General features: G+C 55.1%; 1 protein-coding gene. It reads left to right on the forward strand.

What is annotated here, in order from left to right; genetic code table 11:
* Positions 1-263 precede the first annotated feature (263 nt).
* Entirely contained in the window at positions 264-20,270 is a 20,007-nt protein-coding gene (locus CEE69_RS26380; RefSeq protein WP_143549339.1) for a calcium-binding protein, read from the forward strand.
* The last annotated feature ends 251 nt before the right edge of the window (positions 20,271-20,521 follow it).

The following is a 20,521-nucleotide window of genomic DNA, read 5'->3' on the forward strand; positions in this document are numbered from 1 at the left end:
TAAATGTCAATCATGTTGTCGTAAGGTGTTCTCTTAGCAGGGGTTGGCATCGCAGCGAAAGGGCGAAATCAATTTGACTAAAAATCTCGTGAAACGCGCGAAACTGGGTGGAAGCCGACTAATGCTGGCACTAAATCTGACCCTGTCAAAAAACCGTTGAGAAAGAGCGGTTTTGATTCAAGTCAAAGGATTGGCTTGATCATCCCCAGTGCATGGTTCCACTGCATCGCTCTGGGGGAGCCAAATGGATTTGGAGAGCAACTTTGAATATCGAACACCTTCTGAAACAACTCCGTCAACGATCCAACCGAGCTTCGAAGCGGGTGCGAGACGGCAGCGAACGCAAGGTCCGTACTCGACGTGCTCTGAATCGACGGCGTCGGGCTCGCTTGGAATCCTTGGAAGACCGGCGTTTGCTCGCCAGTGATGTTTCGCTGTCAGGGGACACGTTGCTCGTGGCGGGAGATGACGATGTGCACAATCAGTATCATCTTCAGGTGGTCGAATTTCACGGAACCGAATCATTTCAGATCAGTAGCAACACGTTCATCAGTGAGGACGATCCTGCTCTGTCCGACATGAGCGTCGACGAGAAAAAAGTCGTCGTGGGGACCGGTTCGATTTCGGGCGTGGAAATCCGTGGCGGGGCAAAAGACAACGTGTTCACCGTCGGTGATCTTTCGGGGTATCTGATCCAGCTTGATGGAGAAGCGGGGACGGATGGATATGTCTTGAAAGATCAATTTGGAACTGTCGCGGTGAATGACACCGGTGGTGCCATTGATTTGACACATTTGACATCGCCATGGACGACCAGTTTGTCTGGCGGGACCGCGACGGTTGAAGTCGATGGCGGCGCGAGCACGGCGACGATTCCAAACGCCAATGCGTACACGATGACGCCGAATTCTCTTTCCTGGTCGAGTGCGTTGACGGCCATCAACGAGGGCTTGGAGGAACTGGCAAGCCTGGGTGACGAACTCGTCACCCACGATCGTTTGCTAGAGAATCAAAGTGTGTTGAATCAAAAGTCGGTGGGCAGTTTCTTGCCGATCGGCGAGATCTTTCGCGAAAAAATAGCGAATCCGGTGGCCAGCTATTTCTCGTCCGGAGGTTCACCGGAAATCAATGTTTGGGGATTGCTGGAGGAACTGCAGTCGGTGAAGGCAAGTAGCCAGTTGGGAGACGCCTTGCTGAATTGGGAGATTGACGCGGAGATCATTGGGACGTCTGATCGAGTGACCTTGGCACTGGAAATCACGGCTGAATTGGTGCACTCGAGTGTTGACTTGTCGTTGCCGGATTCTTTGCTGAATATGGACGGGACCCTCGAGAATAGTCTCGGTGTTGACGAGCTAAAAGCCAACCTGACAACTGGATTCACGTGGGATTTGTCGATCGGCTGGGATGTCTCATCCGTCCCATACTTTTTCGTTGACTTCACCGATGATGTCCGGGTCACGGCAACCATTGATGACATTGACGCCGACTTCAAGCTCAACGCAGGGTTGTTGGGATTGGAAGTTGGGAAGCATGGTCCAGCGTCGGCGTCGAGTTCGTTGCAATTTGATTTCGAAACGACACTCCCGGTGAGCGAATTGTCTTCGTTGGATGGGAAGGATGGAGGGGCCAGCGATGGAGTTGTCCAGACCATTGAATTGCAAAGTTCCGATCGAATGGAATTGCTCTCCGATGATGCGAACCCATCGGCTCAATTGGACGTCGATCTGTATGCCGTGGCGACGGGGATCAGCGGGATTTCCGAGAGCGAAGCGGTTCACATTCAGTGGAGTGACGATCTTTACAGTGAAGCCGATCCAGTTTTGTCGGAAGACTTGACGACTTCGGAGTTTGATCCGTTCTTCCAATCCGATGCGACCACTCTGCTGCAGATGGCCGAACAGTTTTCGGTCTTCTTGGATACGCTGTCCGCGAAAACAGTTGATTCGAGCGTTGTGCCACTCACCGAGAGTCTCACGGTCGCGGACTTGGTCGATGTATCAGGTGTCTACGAGAGTCTGATTGTCGAGCCGATTCGATTGCCACAACACACGTCGGCGACTTCAATTTTGACGGTCAATGGTGGAGACCCGCTCGGGACTAGCGAGGACAGCGATTCCGACCTTGTCTTGCAACTTCGAAGTGGTGAGACGCATCCCATCGATTTGGATGCTGGCAATCCGAAGACGCTGGGTCACGTGGTCCAGCTAATCGTTGATGCTGTCAACGACTCAAGCAAATTGCAATTGGTCGAAGATCCGAAACTTGGATTGATGCTTGCCGATCTCACAACGGGAGATGAGACATTTCAGTTCACCGCTGAAACGAATTCCGAAGGGGAAGAATACGCCGCGGTCGGCAACTTAGGTCTCGACGCGGTCGCGGTGGAACGTGACGTTCTCGGAGACACAAGCGATGAGTGGGTGATCGATGTCGCGCCGGTCAACGGGCCCAAATTTGCATCGATTCAGAGCTTTGCGGAACAAATCGAGGATCTGCCTGCGAGCGTTGTGACGGGCCTTGCCTACGATGCGGATGCGAGCGGCGGACCGACGCTTTCCTTTGAGATCGTGATCGATCAATCGATTGCGGATCTCAACGACAATGCGATGTCGTTGATCGATATGGGTGACCTGGAACAGATCGATCTTTCAGCCGGAACGATTGACGTTTCGAACGCTCGAATCCAAATGCGTTTTCCATTTGAATTGCTTTTGACCGAGGTCGGAGGCGATGTGGCGCTGGCAACTCCGCTGGCGGAGCTCAATGACGGAAGAGGCGTGTCGGTCACCCAAGACACCGATGGCTTTCTTGCCGATCTAGACATTCGTGTCGGCGACGGAACGACGTTTTCGGTTGACTTGGATCTCGGGCTTGGGGGACGCCCGCTTGCAGACTTTGGGATCGTGGGCGGCAGCGGCAGTGATCTGAGTGTCACTCTGAACGATGGCAGCGGTTTCGATGTGGAACTGGATGACACGGTCGCTTCCACCGGGAATGTTGCAGCAACATTGGCTGAGTTGTTTGAGCTGATCAACGCATCCGCAACGGACGCGGGCGTGACTAGCGAGCGGTTCACGGCAACGATTGATGCTGCACGGTCGAGCCTGAGATTTCTGGACAAGACGACCGGGGCGTCTGCCTTTTCGGTCAGCGGACGCATCGCGGATGCTTTGGCCTTCGGGGCGTCTGTTTCGACTGAGGTGGATGGCAACGAGGTGATGCTGTTCGAGAAAACGGTGGGCACACTCGGTGACTTAATGAACAAGATCACTGACGCCGCCGAGGCCGCCGGGCTGACGTTGTATGATTCCGGCAATCCTGGTGCCAGTTGGGACTTTGGTGTGCGACTGGCCGGTGCGGGAATTGAGATCGTGGATCAGACCGTGATCGAAAGTGTGATCACGGGAACCGCTGAAACGAACACGGCGGATGATGAGCTGCACGCGACGGGGCAATTCTCTGGTGAGACGCTTGCCTTCCGAACGGTCACGATCACGGGCGGGGTAGGCGAGGGGCAAACTCGCACCATTTTGTCCAACACCGATGATGTGTTGATGTTGTCGGAAAGTTGGGATGTCCAACCGGATGCGACGTCGCAATTCGAAGTCAACAATGGATTGTTTGTCAGTGCGGCGAATCAATCGGCCGCGGCCTTTGGGCTTGGTTTGACCAATGACCAACGCGAAGGTGATTTGGAGCGGACAGTCGTTGGTTCGCCGCTGCATGGCGATACCCCGAGTCGCCATCTTCAGTTGAAGGGTGCTGCCGAGCCACATATCCAGCTATCCATGGATTTGGATGAAGGCACGCTGGGAGCCGGCACCGGAATCTACGGTCCCTTGGATGTGGCGGTTTCCGCGGTGTCTGTGAATGCCGCCAGCTTTCAAGCCGATCTGACTCTTCGTGGGAAGACATTGGACCGTTTGAATGCGGGATTGGAAGATCCGTTTTCGATGCTGCTTGAGGGTGGCAATGTCGTCACAGCGTCAGCGTTTGATGTGTCATTGCAGGTTGGATCGTATCCCAGCGTTGCGATTGACGGTGCCACGGGAACCACCCCGTTTGATGTGTCTGTCGGAAACGTTTTCGACGTCCAATCAGGCGACGAGGTTTTGGTGCCGACGATGAGCAGTGACGATGACGTTCGTGCTCTGCTTCAATCGTTGGCATCCGTCACGATGGATGACTTCTTGAGCACACTCGATTCGGTGAGCGAGTATTTGTTTGAGTTGCAAACGCAGTCCAAACTCGGGAAGTCCCTGCCAGGTTTGCCCAAGTCGGTGGGCTCGATGTTGGGGTTTGGTGAGAACTTCGAAACGCGATTGGACGAGATTCGTGACTTGCCCATCTCAACGTTGCAGCAACTTCACGCAGCGCTGAATGACACGTCCGCGAGAACAATGAACTCGCTGGCCGGAACTTTGGCGACTTCGCTGAGTTTCGAGAAGGCTACGTCGCAGCTCTTGTTTGATCTGCACTACCTGCTGGAGCAGATCAATCCTTCGCTCCCGTTGACTCTGAATCTGACTTCGTTGGGTGACGATCTGAATGCGGCTGGCGATAACCTGCAGGCCTTGGGGCTGCGGCAGGTCGCTGCAATTGTTGACTCGTCGGGAACCAGTCTGTTGGATGTGGTCGCGGATGGTGAGATGCATGTTGTTGTCGGCATGGATTTGACGAATCCGGATGCTCCAGCCACCAAGTTGGTTTCGGATCCCAATGCTGATGAGGGAACTCGAGCTGAGTTCCATGTCAAAGCGTCATCGGCCGAGTCCATGAACTTCCCCGCCGTGCTGGGAAGCATGGCGGTCGGAGTCTTTGGTGGTCAATTTGCGTTGAATCTGGACGGTGTTGTCGGCACGTCTGATTCCGCTACCTATAAAGTGAAGTTGCAAAGCGATGTCGACGCAGCGAAGGCGTTGGAGGGGGCTGCTCTCCCTGTCACCACGAAGATTGATGTCGCAGGAGAAGCCAAGGGGAGTTTCGGACTCGTGCTTCCGGAATCTGTGATCCCGCAAGACGCTCCTACTCACTTGACTCCCAATATCACGGTTGAGGTCACCAATCTAAACGACATCGCAGCGGCCAATCCGAGCAGAAGTTCGACCCTGTCGACGAACATGTCCGGGAATCCAGGCGAATGGGCGACGTTTGAAACGTTGACCCAGAACTTTTCGCTGACCGATTCCATGGAAGGGTTCAAACTCGGCGTCCAGCGATTGTTTCGTGGATTGGACGATGTGTTTGACACCGCGTTGTTGGGGCAAGACCTGCCGCTGGTTGGCAAGCAATTGGCTGACGCAGCCAACTTTCTGGATCAAATCGGTGAGTCGGTCTATGCCAACCTTGATCTGCTTCCGAGATCCGGCATCACGATGGACTCCGTTCACGTGGCGTTGTTCGATGCCTTTGGACCGGGCGGGTTCGGATGGTTGCAAGACAGCACCCTGCTGTCCAATCCCGACACGTTCGTCAACATCGACGATGTGGGAGTGACTCGCGAAACGATTGTGACCGCCAGTGGCCGCGAATTGGTGACCGGTGTCGAGTATCGAATGGATTTGGAGATGACTCCGGAGAGTCTCCAGTTCCCAATCGATTTGGATTTGTTGTTGCCTGGTTTGGGGCTGACGACCGAAGCCCTCGCGGATGTGAAGTTTGGCTTCAAAATGCCGCTGATCGTCGGCGTGAGTGTTCTGGATGGTGTCTACCTCGATGTTGCGTCAGACAACGAAGTGGAAGTCAGTCTGGACATCTCACTGCCAAATCATGTGGCTAGTTTGTCAGGTGAGCCTTCGCTTTCGTTCTTCAACACGGATTTGAGCCAGCCCAAAATTTCGAGAGATCAAGGCAGTTGGATCTTTGACGGATTCAAGGTCGGGCAAATCATCGAGGTCGAAGGCAGTGACAACGTGGCAAACAACGACGGTCGGTTCGTGATCACTGCAATTGATTCGTTGGGTACCGAACTGACGCTCGCGGCCACCGATGAAGCTCTTGCCGCTTCCAGCCTGGCAGATGATCGCGTTGTCCCTGAAGGCCCCACGAAGGGGATCCAAGTGCAGGTTTCGACGGTTTCGATGACTGGCGGAAACGCCGTCGATTTCAATGCTAGCCAACAGACCATCACACGTGGTGCCGGTAGCTGGCTCGAGGATGGTTTTCGAGTGGGGGACACGATCACAGTCGACAATGCCGGATCGAATGATGGATCGTGGATCATTTCGGCGATCGATGCCGTTGGTCGCACATTGACTTTGGAAGATGGCCTGACCGTCAATGCGAGTGGAGTCGCTGGCGTTCGGATCCGTTCCAATCAACAACATGGTTTCGATGCGGAGATGGGTGTGCTTCCCTATCGCGTTTGGGATGCGACGCCTGACCAGTCGGAGTTCACCGGGACGTTTGTCTTTGATTTGCATGATCCTAACGAGAACGGGAGCCAGACACGTTTGTCGGTCAACGATCTGGATTCGCAACCCGAATTCCCCGTCGCACCGCGAAACGGATTCACGGCGGCTCCGCTGTCAGGTTTTCTCACCCTGACGGAGGGCACTGGAGTTGGGCAAGAAATTGTTCTCAACGATATTTCGCTTCAACTGGAAACCAATTTGCCTCGCACGGCAGCGTTCCCACCATTCCGAGCTCAGTTGGACGTGACCAACTGGGACTGGGGCCTGAGCGATTCGTTGTTGACCAAGGGGACTCCAGACGAGATCGCGTTCAACGACGTCCAATTTGAATTGGTCGGTTTTGTGCGTGATTTCTTGGGCCCGTCTCTGACGCGATTTCGTGCGGCTTTGGAGCCCATGGATGGAGTGATTGATTTTCTGACCAGCGAAGCGATGCCGATCTTGTCCGCCTTGTTTGGACGGACGTCTTATGCGTCGGCCCCCGGCATTTTTGGTGGTCGCAGTGAGGCAGGCGATTTTGCGGGGGCCGCCGATGTGATTCGAAAATTGGTCGACGGCGGCACGCCATCACATACCGGATTCACGAATTACTTGGACCTGATCGGTTTTGCTGACTCGAAGAGAACGCTGACCGCGATCAACGACTTGACGGGGCAGCACTGGATCGACATGGGGCGTTTTGATGTCAGTGTCAGTGAGGCGATGAGCCGAAACGCGACCGTCGAAAGCATCTACGATGAGTCCAGCAACGCGGAACGATTGAAAGGTGACTTTGGGGACGCTCCTTTGCGTTTGAGCGGAAGTCCCGACTTGGTGTTCGATTCGAATGATGGTTCGATTGCGCGTCAGAATGTTGTCCTGACAGATCAAACATTTGATTGGGGGTACTCCGCCTTTGCCGGATCGACACTGACGAGCAGTGTGCCTTGGTCGACCTATGGCGTGACGGAAGGATTCACGCTCACCGTCGAAAATTTGACGGGGGGCAGTGCGAGCTTCAACGGCGTCTACAAAGTCGGAGTTGTCTCCGGCAACACAGCCTGGATCTCACGTGAGGGTTTCAGTTCGGTTGGCTCATCCATTTCGGTGCCACGGATGGTGGGCAACGCCTCGACGTGGACGAGCGAAGGATTTCAATCTGGACAAACCATTCGGATCGAGGGTGGCGCCAATGCTGGTACTTACACAGTCGATTCCGTTTCGGAGACCGTTCTGTCGGTGACTTCCTCGTTTGTCGCCGATGAAGTCGTTCCCTGGTCGGAGGCCGTCAATGTTCGTGTTCAAAACGCAGTGGGTGACTACTCAGGATCCATCAAGGGCCAGATCAACGCGGTCCTCAACGATCCGCTTGCGTCTGCTCAGCAGGCTGCGGCCAGCTTCCTGATGACTCAGACGTTGCCTGGTCGAGGAATTGGATACGGTTTTGACTTGTTGGGCGGAGTGACCCGAGAAGTCTTTTCTCCGATCGACAGTGCCCTGAAAGGATTCGATCCCATTGAGTTGCCCATTTTGAATCAGGCATTCGGGTTGCTCATCGGTGACACCACGTTTGACGGCAAGTCAGCGGCGGAAAGCAATCTGCTGCACTACAGCACGCCTGAATTGCAGTTCACGCTGTATCAAGACTTTCCCTTGGACAAGAAAACGTTCTTCTGCGAAGTGCCGTTTGGTTCCGCGTTCGCGAGTTCCGGAATTTGCGACGTCGTCAGCAACGGTTCTCCGACTCCATTTGTGTCCGTCTCATTCGAAGCACGCATGGACTATGGCGTTGCGGTCGACACAACCGGCCTCGAACTCTACCGAGACTCGGGGAATCCGGATGCGATCATCGAAGGATTTTACTTCGACGATACTGACGGCGTCGATCTGAATCCATCTCTGATAGGTGGCAATGAAAGCGGGCCAATTGGGACCAGCTATGGACTGACAGATGTTCCACAATCGCGAATCCTTGGCGGAATCGGCGTGGGTGTCTTTCGGAAATTTGGAACCGCGCTTGGCAGTCTCAAGGTCGGCGTGGAAATGTCGTTCCATACAGGGCAAGATCTCAACTTTCACGATCCCAATGGCGACGGGCGCATTCGAGCCAGCGAATTCGATGTGCTGACCGAAACGTCGGTGGATGACAACGGGCTGCTGACGTTTGGGGACTCTGAGAATGCGTTTGACAAGAGTGTGCGAATCGAAGTTCGCGGCGATGCGTTTTTGAAGATCAAAGCTCTGTTCATCACGGTCATTGACGTTCGTGTGAACATCTTCACGATCGGATTCAATATCCCTCTGGAGGACAAAGCGTTCACTTCGCCTGACTTGGCGACGTTGTCGGGCGGGACCCTGAAGCTGAATGTTGGCAAAGAATCTTCGACTCGCGGTTACCGAACAGACAATGCAAACGAAGCGATCTATGTGGGCTACAACCCGGCGACAAATGAGATCGTTGTCTCTGGATTTGGATCGCAATCCGAACGGTTCGATGCGTCCAGCGTCTCTCTGATTGAAGCCTCCGCTGACACTGGGAATGACCTGCTATTCGTTCACGCCAATGTGACTCGCATGGTTTCCTTCGATGGTGGAGCCGGCGACGACGTGTTGTTCGGTGGCAGTGGGCCCGATGAGTTGGTCGGTGGACTCGGGAACGATTCAATCAATGGACGGCTCGGCGACGATTCGATCTGGGGCGATTTGAAAGTCGGCTCCACGGGAGGATTGGATTGGCTGTTTGGCGGTGACGGCCGGGACACGATCTATGGCGGTCCTGGAATCGATGTCATTCGCGGTTGGCGTGACGATGATGATTTGCATGGTGGCGATGGAGATGACTTGATCGATGGCGGGCAAGGGAATGACTCGCTGCACGGAGACGACGGAGTTGATTTCTTGTTGGGGAACATCGGCCACGACATGATCGTCGGCGGTGCCAAAGATGACCGATTGGAAGGTGGTCCCGGGCGAGATGCTCTGTATGGCGAGTCGGGTGAGGACATCTTGTTCGGTGGGCTCGGCAATGACTCCTTGGATGGCGGAGCGGACATCGATTCGTTGTATGGCCAGCATCACAATGACTCACTGCAAGGTGGCGCGGCCGACGACTTGTTGGACGGTGGACTTGGCAGCGACCAAGTGTACGGTGGTGATGGCGACGACCTCGTGTACTCACGCGATGGCAACGATCGTCTCGATGGCGAAGAAGGCGACGACACGTTCAAGGTCTACTTCGCTCGCGGGAAAGTGAACTCGCTGCTTTCTATTCTTGACACTGGCATGTCGGGTGTGGATGTGTTCGACGCTATTGGGACAATCGATCCCGACCAGTTCTTGTTGCGGGCGAGCGTTAGCGGAACGAACGCGTTTGTGGCTGTTCTGACGGATCCTGATCATTCCTCGGATGAGGCTGCGTACAACCCATCGGTCCAAAGAGTCAACTATTTGGGCGTCGAACGGATTCTCGTTCAAGGTGGCATGGGCGACGATCAATTCGCAATCGATGACACGGCAGCGGAAGTGACGATCGATGGTGGTGATGGAGACGATGCCTTCCAAGTCGGGCAATTGTTCCGTTCGCAACGCACCGAAGTGGACGCGAATGTCTCGGTGGATGACGTTTTCGCGACGATCGAAACGACGCGTGGTTTTTTGTCCAACGGAATCAGCCAGCCGATGACCATCAGCGGTGGTTTGGGCGACGATCACTTCGTCGTTTTTCATAACCAAGCGGTTTTGACGTTGAACGGGAACGAAGGCGACGATGGATTCGAAGTTCGCGCGTTCGCGTTGGTCGGATCGCGAGAACCCCAGCGTGCTCGCACAGACATCACTGGCGGTGCAGGTGCCGACTTGGTTCAGTATGCCGTCAACGCTCCGGTCAACATCGACGGTGGCGATGGATTCGACACGCTGACGGTCATCGGCACCGAATTCGGTGACGACTTTGTGATCACGGAAGACGGTGTCTACGGCGCGGGGCTGACGATCGACTTCACGAACATTGAATCGTTGCGTGTCGACGCGGCGGAAGGCAACGATCGCTTTTACGTTAAAAGCACCAGCGAGAAGTTCTTGACAGAACTGTTTGGTGGTTTGGGCGATGACACCTTCAACTTGTCCGGCGACACACCTCCGGTTGTCAGCAACGACCTGAAGGGGCACAGCGGCATCGTCACCAACAACATGTCATACAGCAGTGACCTTCGCTATGAAGATCTGAAGCTGCATGGCGTGTCGTCCAACGTGGCGGACAACGAAGAGCCCTTTGTTGTCATTCGAACATCCAACGGCTCCACGATCGTTGGCGAAACCGGGGCGGTGGATGCAAGCGTGGTCGACTTCTACGAGATCGTGCTCACGCAAGCTCCCATGAGCGGTTTCGATGTTTTGGTCCAGGCCCTCGCTCCGCTTCCAAGCACCGCGGGACGTGAACTGGGTGCGTTGGCGTTTCGTCTGAGCAGTGTGGCGCCAGGATCAGAGAAAAAGGCGGACGGATCCGCTGTCACGTTGACGTTCACGTCTGAGAACTGGTTCATCCCACAAAGGGTCGACATTCTCGCGGATGATGAAGTTCAGTTGGATACGGGGCGATTGTTCACTCGTGATGAGTTGTCTGAGTCCGACACGTTCTCCTATGACGACGCTGCTTTCGAAGGAAAACAGTCCGCCGTGATCAACCACATCGTGTCGTCGACCGCAACGACCATCGTGGGGACTCCGCTGGTGCTCAGCGATTCACCGACGATCACGATTGAGACCAGTTTACCGTCCCACGAATTCGTTGGGGAAACCATCACGGTCACTTCATCGGATGGGCTGACCACTCAGACACGTCGAATCACCGATGCTCGATTGGTCGGCGGAAACTTGCAGTTGACTGTCGATCGCTCTTGGTTGGCCGGAACTCATTTGCCGGACACGTCCAGCAATTATTCAATCGTCTTGGCTGAATCGACTGAAGCTGGGCATCCGGTCGACATTCGCAATACCACCTTCACGGTCAACGATCCCAGTGATCCGACGAACCCGTTGATCGAAGAGCCAAAAGATTTTCTTGGCCGCCAGATCACGATCATTGATGGATCCGGGGTGGGACAAAGCCGGTTCATCACCGGTGCTGATCAAGTTGTCACGTTCGCATCCAGTGCAGTCGAGATTGATCGGTCGAATCCAAAAACGTTTGCAATGCAATTGAGCACCGGTGGGGAATCGGTGACGCCAACGACCGGCGGTATGTTGAATCTGCGTTTCGTCGCTGATTTGGATTACAACAGTGAAACCATCGAAGTGACTCTGGATGGATCGCAGTTGGACGTCTTGTTCAACGACTATTCCGGTCGCCAATACAGTTTCGTACAAGCCTCGATTCCTCTCACTCAGTCGCAATTGCAGGCTGCACTGACGGACGGACGTTTGGAACTCGGACTGATTCCGTCGGATTCAGTCAATAACCTGGATGACTACTACGATTTCAAATCCAGTGTCTCATTCGATTTGCAATTCCACATCGATGTTGCGAATAGCAACTTGGTGCCTGGGATAGGCGGCGATGTCCAATTCACTCTGGATCGTGGATGGAGTCTGACGAACCCGCCTGCGTTGGACAGTCGCTATCAAATCGCCGTCGACGACTCGTTGGTCGGACGAGTTTCAGATTTCGATGAGTCGCCGGTTGGTTTGCCGGCCGATCCATCCTTCCCCGCCGAGTTGGACACGCGAACGACGTTCGTTGACAGCGATGCCGATTTCACTGCGGTTGAGTTTGGTGCCGAAGGACTTCGCGGCGCGACCATTGAAATTGTGGGCGGCCCTGGGGCTGGTCAACGCCGATTGATCTTGGATGCGATCGACGCGAATACCTTGATTTTGAATGGCGATTGGCGGACGGATCCTGTTGCAGGAGAGAGCGTGTATCGGATCGCTCGATTCGATGGTTTGGCCGTTTCGAGCGTCAGTGTGGAAGTCAACGACAACGACGAAGCCGGCATCGTGGTCGACGAAACGCATGGCCTGGATCTCTCCGAATCCACCGATGGCATTTTAGGTGAGGACACCGTGACCGCTGTGATCGAAGGCGGTGACGGCGATCAACTCGGCGAGCGTGATGTGCTGCGTTTGAAGTTGACTCGTCAGCCCAGTTCCGATGTGACGATGCGGTTGGTCTACGACGATGTTCAACTGAGTTTGCAAACCACCGACGGTCATCCCATCGCTTCCAACTCCTTGGTTTTCACCCCAGGCAATTGGGACGTCGTTCAAGAGGTGATGATCATTGGTTTGGTGGATCAAATCCGCGAAGGGTTCCATGTCAGCCAGATCAGTTTGGAACTGGGGTCCGAGGATCTGGATCAAGAACTCAGCAAAGTGGACCAGTTCAATATTCCCGAGACCGCCGCAGTGGAATGGGTTGGTCTGAGTGAACGTCCCACAGGAGTCACCAGCGTTGAGTACAAAGGTCAAAATCTCCAACTGAAAGACGACACCGTTCCTGCGGGAACCGAGTCCAAACCCGTCTATGCAATTGTCAGCAACAAGATTGTCTTCTTCGCGGGAGAAGAAGTCGTCAAAGTTTCAGGCAGTGATTTGACGATCTCTTACAACTATGTGAATCCTGGATTTGGCGACGCCTTCACTCACCCAGTTCTGGTGCGTATCAGCGATGCGGATGCGCCGACCGTTTTGGTACGAGAAACTGGTGGTTCGACTGACGTGGTGGAGGGAGCAACTCCATTCATGGTGCTCGAACTGGATGGAGATGCGATTCCAACCAGTGACGTTGTGGGCGAGACGGTCACTGTGAGTGATGGGACGGGCGTGGGGCAAACTGCCACGATCATCGCGAACGAAGGCAATCAGATTACCTTGGACACCCTCTGGGAAACGGTTCCAGACGAGACGAGCGAGCTGACTTTGATCGTGTCCGGGAACGCTGAACAGCGAATGGTTACCAGCAATGGAACACTCACCTGGGGTGAGGATCGCTATGAGTTGGTGCTGACATCGCCGCCGGTGGATGACGTTGCCGCAGGGCGTCGCGTTGTGGAAGTTGTTGTCACGCCGGAAGTGACCAAGACGACCCGTACCGGAGGTGTTCGGACGGATGCTCGTCAGGTCGAAATTTTTAATCTAGACGGATTGGATGCCTCACGAGTCCGAGTCGATCCTGACAATGCCAACAACCTGATTGTCGCCTTTGACGAAACAAACTGGGACGTTCCGGTTCGGATTGGCGTCCGAGTCATCGACGATCTGTTGGTCGACGGTGGTGATACCAAAGTGTTCGCACCGGGACCGAACACGCTGAGCGGAATTCTGGGGCCTGTGATTGTCAACGGATCGGGGGGAGATGGTTCGTTGGCTGGTTTAGGCAACCCTGAGATTTTGCCTCAAGAAACCAACGTGAAGCCGGCCACCGGCGAAGTTGAATCGATTGTCGGAACGACGGTGACATTCAATACTTTGACTAGCGAACAGTTGTTCTCTGCCGGACTGGTGTCAGATTTGAGCAACGTTCAGTCGCTGGTGGGACGAACGTTTGAAGTTGTCGCGACCAAACCAGCCGAAGGCAGTCCCCGTGATCCAGTCGTCGGACAATTCCGATTGATCACCGAAGCGACCGTGCAGGACGGCCAGGTGGTGGTGACGCTCAATGAGCGGTTTGGCCTTGGTGGAGACTTGGATTCACTGGAAGCGGGTGCTCATACTTCCAGCGTGGATTTACGTCTTTCGCGGCAAGAACAATTGCGGCTTGGGATTGCGAACGTCGGCGATCTGTACGGACGGACCATCGAATTGAATGATGCGGATGGTCAAATGCTATCGTCCGCTGTGATCAAATCGGCGGTGGCTGATCCCGATGGCTTGATCACGATTGATGTGGAGGCGGATTGGATATCGATCGCAGCCGATGCCACGTCATTCTTCATCCAGTCAGACGATCTGGTCAAAAAGTTTGCGATCACTTCGGAGAGTTTGAACTTCTTTGTCAATGAGCAAACCTCCGTTGACTACATGTTCGTGCACGACGAAGACAGTCCGGCGGACAGCACCGGGTATCTGACGGCGGACCGTTTGTGGGGACTCAATACGGGACCTGACGTCACCGTGGGGGGACGACTTCAACCGGGAGGCATCCAGTATGGGAACCTTGAAGTTCTGCAAATCTCCTTGGGCCGCGGCAACAATGACTTCCACGTCTTCGGCACTCACAAGCGTGCGGATGATCCGACAACATCGGAGGATGAATCGTTCCAGACCTGGACCATCATCAATGGTGGGGACGATGTCTACTGGCCGGCTACTGACCGCGAAGGCGATCGGTTCTATGTGGATGTGATTGCAGAGGATATCACCGATGTGATGACGGGATCGGTTGACTGTAAGACCGATGAGGTGACAAGTTTGGTGACGTGTTCCACCGATGCAGGGGAGACGGAGTTCGCCAGTTTGTTTGATTCGGCCGCCCATTTTGGTGGGGAGAATGAGCTGGTCGGTATGAAAGTGACGATGACCAGCGGGGTCGGAACGGGACATACCTACACGATCGTTGAACACACGGAAGACACGATCTATCTGCTAGGCAACTGGATCGAAATACCTGCTGTGGGAGACACCTACACGATCACGGATTTGGCCGACGGCCCGATCGCGATCAACGCTCAAGGTGGTGACGACGTTGTGGACGCATCGGCTTCGACGCTGGGCGTTGTCGCGTTCGGTGGGCTGGGAAAAGACACGTTGATTGGCGGTTCTGGGGACGACATTTTGTTCGGTGACCGCGGACGCGTGGACTACTCAACCGCTGCGGATGCAAATGGACACACAACCATCGTGACGCGTTTGGGCGATGCCCCCGACCCCATTCTTGGAACGGTGACCGGTGGCTTTGCCGAAGACGGAAATGTTGTCGATGCGAATGCGGCGTTCCCACTGAAAGACGTCTTCGACAATGGCTTGGTTGGTTTGATGGTCGACATCAACAACGGCACCGGGTTCTTGCAGACCCCGCGATTGATCACCGTGAACGACGAAAACACGCTGTCGATTTCTCCTGATTTCACCGAGACGCTTGATGCGACCAGCGAGTTTCGGATTTCGACCTATCCCGAGGATCAGACCGATGGGATCGTTCGCGGTCCAACTCGCTTGATCACCGTGGATGACCTCGAAGGCGATGTGGACATGATCAGCGGTGGTGCTGGTGCGGACCAGATCTTTGGTGGTGCCGGCGACGACGATGTCTTCGGCGAAGCCGGTGATGATGTCATTTTGGGTGACACGGGTGTGATTAAAAGAGCTCCGCTTGATGCGAATGCGACCGGGACGGTGATTGCCAGCGCCCTTGATTTGGTGCAGACAAAATCACCTGATGCTGGTGGCAAAGATCTGATCTCAGGCGGGGATGACAACGACATCATCTTTGGTGGCTTCGAGTCGGACTACATCAATTACGATCGAGCCGAAGTCGCTGGTGTTGGGGAATCGGGCAACGACATCATCGTGGGCGATGGTGGCACGGCTGATTTTGATGTCGCTTCGGGGGCTGCGATTCTGATTGAGGTCTCCACCAACGAGCCAACCTTTGGCAGCGATGACTGGATCACCGCAGGTGCCGGCGAAAAGATTTTGTTTGGCGGTTCGGGCGACGATCAGTTGCTTGCCGGTAGCGACAACTTGCCCGACATCATCATCGGAGACGAAGGAACCGCGACGTTCGATGCCGGTACTGGTCTTCGGGTTCGCATCGCGACGCAGACGGCTGACATCGGCGGGAACGATACGATCACCGCTGGAGACGCACTGAATATCCTGTTGGGTGGCAGTGGCGATGACGCGATCACTGGTGGCAACTCGCAGGATGTGATCTTTGGCGATAACGGTGAAATCAAGTTTGATGACCACGGAATTCGCGAGCAATTGAACACGACCGATCCGACCTTAGGCGGGGTGGATACCATCTTTGGCCGAGGTGGCAATGACATCGTGGTCGGAGGCGCTGATGGCGATCTGATCTCGGGTGGCTCCGAGCACGATGTGATTTTGGGTGACCACGGTGAAGTCGATTTCACCCGCCCCGCCGATCGCAATGTGATCAGCCGCTTCATCGAACTGACCGATGGCGGTGGGAACGACACGATTGACGGAGACGATGGCGACGATTTCATCTGGGGCGGACAAGCCGACGATGTCATTCGTGGTGGTGCCGGGCAGGATGATTTGGTCGGCGGCCACAACGTTCCCTTCGGCAGCGACGGTGACGACACCATCGAAGGTGGTGATGACGAGGATGCTTTGCTTGGTGACAACGGCATCATCACTCGCGAGTTGATCGGGACCGAACTCGGTACCTGGACGACATACCTGGCTCCCTTTGACCACGTTGTGGTGCGTGAGCTGCAACCGTTTGACGATCTCGATCTGGTTGGTGGCAACGACATTCTGTCAGGCGACGCTGGAATCGATGTGATTCTTGGGCAACGCGGAAATGACTTGATTCACGGCGGAACGGACGATGATGAATTGATCGGCGGTTTGGGGGCGGACACCATCAATGGTGATGACGGGCACGACTTCATTCTCGCGGATGCGGGACAAATTCTGCGAGATACGAACGAGGACGAGACGCCTCAATTGAATTCCGATGGCGTCTGGCATCGCGACATTCTCACCGAGCGAATTGCTCGGGTGATCGACATCATTCCGCTCGGGCCAACCGGTCTGATCGACGCACCAGCCGATTTGATCGACCGGTTGTTGGATGCCGACCAAATGGTCTTGGCCAGCATGCACCTGCCGTCTGGGCAATTGCACACGAACTCGGAAGGCATCAGCCAAACGGTTGCGTTGCTGCTTGATCTCGTCGACGCGGACGACGACACGGTGGACGGCGGTGATGGCAACGACATTGTTCTTGGGCAACGTGGCGACGACAATCTTCGCGGTGGACTCGGCGATGATTTGTTGATCGGTGATCACGGCATCAACGTCGCTCCTTACGAGACCGATCTGCCACAGATGATTGACGCGACGCGTCTGATTGCGGCCGTGTCGGGCTACGATTCGCTATCAGGGATCGAGCTGGACTTGCCAGGCTTGGGGCATTTGATGGTTCCTGACTTTGTGGCCGAACCCGGTGCTTTGGTGGCGGAGCGACCTCGCTGGGACCGCGTGACGGACATCAACGCTGTGTTTTCCAACTGGGCAAACGACGACCGAATCTCGACGATGGACAACTTGCGTTTGTCTGCCTCGGTGATGCTGACACCCGATTTCCTCGGTCACACCGATGTGTTGAGTGGAGAGGATACAATTCACGGCGAAGGCGGCGACGATTGGATTGTGGGCGACCAATGGATCGTCAACAGCGACCTGCAGTCAGGAATCGCACCGGTTGATGAAGCCATCGAACGTGTCCGAGCAACCATCGCGGGCATCATGCATGCACTGGAGTCAGCCTCTTTGGACCGTGGTGTGGTTCAACATTCCATCAACGCTGAACCGGTTGTTGAACGCGAGATCGACGTTGCTAGCGATGAACTGAGAGGAGGAGATGGTGCGGACACCATCATTGGTGACAACGCGCTGGTGGAATTGCCGTCGACCCAAACCATTCCTGGTGCTGGAACGGTTGCCGAGAACGCGGCCGAGTTGTTGCGGCGACTCGATCTTTATCGAACTCTCTCGGACGATGCGATTCAATTGGTCTCTCGCGGTCACCTCGACTTGATTGATCAATTGCTTGACGATGCAGAAGCCGCGCGACCGACGTTGCCTGTGATCGCTGGCAACGACATTCAGTACGTTCAGCACTACCAATTGAAATTCGGCGACGACAGTCTCTTTGGAGATGCGGGAAGCGACACGATGGTTGGTGGCGATGCACTGATGATCGCTCCTTACGTCACCGGCGAAGAGGGCGACTTCCCCGATTCGCAAGGTGCCGTTGGACTGGACCCTGACTCACTGCGTGCTCTTGAGCAGAACCTGTTCGAACAGCTTCGGTTGCAGCAAGTCGATCTTGACGAACGTCACCAGTCGCGGCTGATCAACGTCGCTGAGGAGCTCGCTCGGCGGCCATCGCTGGATCGGATCGCTTACGTGCCGACCTTGGACCGTTCGATCGACAACGACACCATCGAAGGTGGTGAAGGCAACGATTTCATCGGTGGCGATTTTGGCGTTTTGGTGTCACCTCTGCTCCGCGACACGCCCGCGGATGACGATGCACTGCGTGATTTGGACCAGCACGTTGAAGCCATGTTGGATCAAATCGCCAATCTGGATCGACTGGATCATGCGACCAGCTTTGATCGCAGCGTTGGACGGGAGGCTCAAGCAGCTTCGACAACCGATGCGATGGCGCCCGAATTGCGTCACGCTGAAATGGGTGGCCAATGGATCTTGGGGCAAGACACGCTTCAGGGTGATGCCGGCAGCGATGTCATTCTCGGTGATCATGCCTCGATGGTTGCTGCGATCACGATTGACGATCCCGCCGCATTCACCTCCCTGAGACGGTCAAATTACCATCTGGAATTCATCGACGACTCGATGCGTACGTTCCTGGAATCATCCAGTCTGAATGGTGTGACGATCTCACTTCAGGGCGATCACATTCGCGGAGGTGATGACAATGACATGTTGATGGGGGCGGTCGGGGCCGACGACATCGATGGTGAGCAAGGAGACGACACGATCTTGGGCGGCAATGGTTTCGACACGCTTGCCGATGGTCTGGGGAACAACTGGATCCGCAACGATGGTGGCAACTATCCGAAGTTGGATCCGCAGGAAGAGTTGGGTGCGTTCCGCTTCGACAACATGACTTCCGTGAACAAGCAGCTCTTCCTCGATGCGGCTGCGGGAGCGATCGCCCCGGTGGGTTGGCAGATTGATTCTGGTGGAAACGAAAATGATCCGGGCAATGGCGATCCGGATGATCCGGCAGTACCGACCGAACGGGACGTCGATTTCGATGGAGACTTCATCGCTGTCACTGGACAACCCATCAGCTACTCGGCAACATTCAAGTCGCTGCCCGATGGTGCAATCGTCAGCTATTTGTGGGAGGTCAAGGATTCTTCCGGAGAATTGGTGCAGACCGGTGCGGGGCAGTCCGTTGTGTTCACCTTGCACGTCGCCGACGACTACACCGTGGAAGTGGATACGGTGGACACCAAAAACGGTGCGGGCACGATGACTCATACGTTGAAAGTGCTGGACCACCGACTGAAGTCCGACCCTCACGCATCGGGGCAGTTCATCTTGATGGTTGGTGGGACGGAAGGCGACAACGACATCCGTTTGAAAGACGTTCGTCTGGAACCAAATTCGGTTGAGGTTCGAACGCGAACTGGACGCAGCTCTTGGACCCGCGATATCTTCTCTGACATCAGCCGAGTTGAAGTCTATGGTGGCGATGGGAATGACGATGTCTCTGCCGATCGTACTCTCACCATTCCGGTGCGGTTGTATGGCGGAGCCGGTGACGACGAGCTTCGTGGTGGTGCCGGCAACGACTTCCTCGATGGTGGAGCCGGTGATGATCGACTGAATGGCCAGTCAGGTAACGACGTCATTGTCGGCGGCTATGGTGCTGATCGAATCGACGGAGGCTTTGATGACGATCTTCTGATCGCCGATGCCATCGACGAAATCTCTGCGGATCGACTGCTCAGGGATTGGTCCAATTCGTCGCTGACTCCCGCCGACCGAATGGCGAATTTGGTCACTGATCTGTTGGATGCAAAGATTGCCGACGGTGCAGTGGACGATTCCGATGGGGATCGCGGGACCGATTGGGTGTTTGGTCAGTCCATCGACACGACTCACGCACGTCGTGGTGACGAGGATCTGCAGACAATCTATTGATGCGAAACGGTTTTCGAAAGTGAAGAGAAATGCCGTTTGAAATGTATAGAGGCTCTGTGTGAATGGGGGTGCGGGAGTCTCCCCTGAACCGACTGGGATCTATACGTTTGGATTGATCGAAAACTCGTTTTCACGCGTTGAGAACCGGCGCGAGAATCTTGGAATCGGTGTAGACTGGTGAGCCGTTGAAGGCTCGATGATTGACGCATAGGACCACTGAAGGGCGTTGTCGACGCCGCAGGGGCTTCGTG

This window comes from Rhodopirellula bahusiensis (assembly GCF_002727185.1).
GTDB classification, from domain to species: domain Bacteria; phylum Planctomycetota; class Planctomycetia; order Pirellulales; family Pirellulaceae; genus Rhodopirellula; species Rhodopirellula bahusiensis.